Origin of the sequence: Flavobacterium sp. (assembly GCF_023151265.1) — a bacterium.
Lineage (GTDB): Bacteria > Bacteroidota > Bacteroidia > Flavobacteriales > Flavobacteriaceae > Flavobacterium.
The window spans coordinates 1-1962 of record NZ_JAKLJH010000223.1 but is presented as its reverse complement, the minus strand read 5'-3'; the positions used below and the strand labels follow the sequence as shown (position 1 = coordinate 1962).

Genomic DNA, 1962 nt, shown 5'->3' with positions numbered 1-1962 from the left:
AAAAACATAGAAAAATAAAAAGCGCCTGTTTATTTGGCGCTTTATGAGTTATTCAATTTCAAATGTGATTTTTAAATTTACCCTGAATTCAGTTATTTCGTTATCTTTGACCGAAGCACTTTGATCTTGAACATAAACTGATCTAATGTTTTTTAAAGACTTTGCTGCTTGAGTTACAGCTTTTCTTGTGGCGTCTTCCCAACTTGAAGTTGAACTAGACAATACTTCAATTACTTTTAATACGGCCATAAAAAATAGATTTTAATATTAAATTAAAGTTAAGAAAATTATTTTAAATAATTGTTTTTGGAGCAATTGATAACATTAAATTAACGTAAATCTAAATTTCTTAAAGGAATTTTGCATCGAAATTAATTCATAGAAAAATGGAACAAATTTATATTATAATGTTAATCGCATTAGCGATTCTTGCAATTACCGATTTGATGGTAGGAGTAAGTAATGATGCGGTTAATTTCTTAAACTCAGCAATTGGTTCTAAAGCGGTTTCGTTTAAAACCATTATGATTGTGGCGAGTTTAGGTGTTGCCGTTGGAGCACTTTATTCTAATGGTATGATGGAAATTGCACGAAACGGAATTTTTACACCAAGTATGTTCAGTTTCAACGATGTAATTATCATCTTTTTAGCGGTTATGATTACCGATGTATTATTGCTTGATGTGTTTAACACCTTAGGACTTCCTACATCAACAACGGTTTCAGTTATCTTTTCTTTGTTAGGTGCTTCTGTTGTTTTAGCTGTTTACAAAGTGTATGTTAGTGGTGATAGTTTTGGTACATTAGGAAAGTATATTAATACTGAAAAAGCTTCTGAAATTGTTTATAGTATTTTACTTTCTGTAGCATTATCTTTTGCTTTAGGTTCGTTAGTGCAATATGTTTCAAGATTAATTTTTACTTTCCATATCGAAAAAAGATATAAGTATGTAGCAGCACTTTTTGGTGGAGTTGCCATGACAGCTATTACCTTTTTCATTTTGGTAAAAGGATTAAAATCAATCACATTTGTACCTTCTGAAGTAAAAGATTTTATTAAAGAAAGTCCGTTTACAATTATTGCATATTCATTAATTTTATGGACAATTGTTTGTCAATTATTAATTAGTGTTTTTAAATACAGTGTTTTTAAATTCATTATTATCGTTGGTACTTTTGGATTAGCACTTGCTTTTGCAGGAAATGATTTAGTAAACTTTATTGGTGTGCCAATTGCGGCTTATCAAGCTTTTGAAATTTGGGCTGCACCAGGGCAAACTGTTGGAGCAACTGAATTCATGATGTCAGGTCTTGAAGAAGAAAATTTACCAGCTCCTTTTATCTTTTTAGCATTAGCTGGATTAGTAATGGTTTACACATTATGGACGTCTAAAAAAGCGAAATCGGTTATTGAAACTGAGCAAAATTTATCAAGACAAGGTGAAGGAAACGAAAAATATAATGCTAATACGCTTTCAAGAAACATTGTTAGAGGATTTATGTATCTTGGAAATATCATTAGTTTTATTTTGCCAAAATCGTTACAGAAAAAATTAGACGCACAGTTTGTTCAGCCAGAATATACTGGAAAAAGAGATGAACAACCTATGTTTGACATGGTTAGAGCTTCTGTAAACTTAATTGTAGCTTCGATTTTGATTTCTATTGGAACTTCAATGAAGTTGCCATTATCTACAACTTATGTGACTTTTATGGTGGCAATGGGTTCGTCTTTTGCAGATAGAGCTTGGGATAGAGAAAGTGCTGTTTATCGTGTTGCGGGTGTTTTTAATGTAATTGGAGGTTGGTTTGTAACGGCTTTAGCTGCATTTTTATCTTCTGCTATTATTGCTTACATCTTATTCATTGGAGAAGTATTTGCTTTCTTTGCTTTCATGATTATAGTTGCCATTTTCTTCTACAGAAGTAACCAAATTCATAAAAAGAAAGTAAAAGAAGAAG

The 1962-nt window shown here is 31.2% G+C and carries 2 protein-coding genes; one reads left to right on the top strand and one right to left on the bottom strand.

The annotated features are described in order from the left end of the window. Positions 1 to 48: 48 nt before the first annotated feature. Positions 49 to 249 (bottom strand): dodecin family protein, encoded by a 201-nt coding sequence (locus L6Q46_RS13780; RefSeq protein WP_026724334.1) that lies wholly within the window; start codon positions 247 to 249, stop codon positions 49 to 51. A 137-nt stretch (positions 250 to 386) separates the two neighbouring features. Between L6Q46_RS13780 and L6Q46_RS13775 the strand changes: the two genes are divergently transcribed. Further along, positions 387 to 1962 (top strand): inorganic phosphate transporter (locus L6Q46_RS13775; protein ID WP_291284792.1); only part of this gene is annotated, 1576 nt, incomplete at its 3' end.

Coding starts and splice junctions, on each gene's coding strand:
- L6Q46_RS13780 (WP_026724334.1), bottom strand. CDS start 249: ATGGCCGTATTAAAAGTAATTGAAGTATTGTCTAGTTCAACTTCAAGT.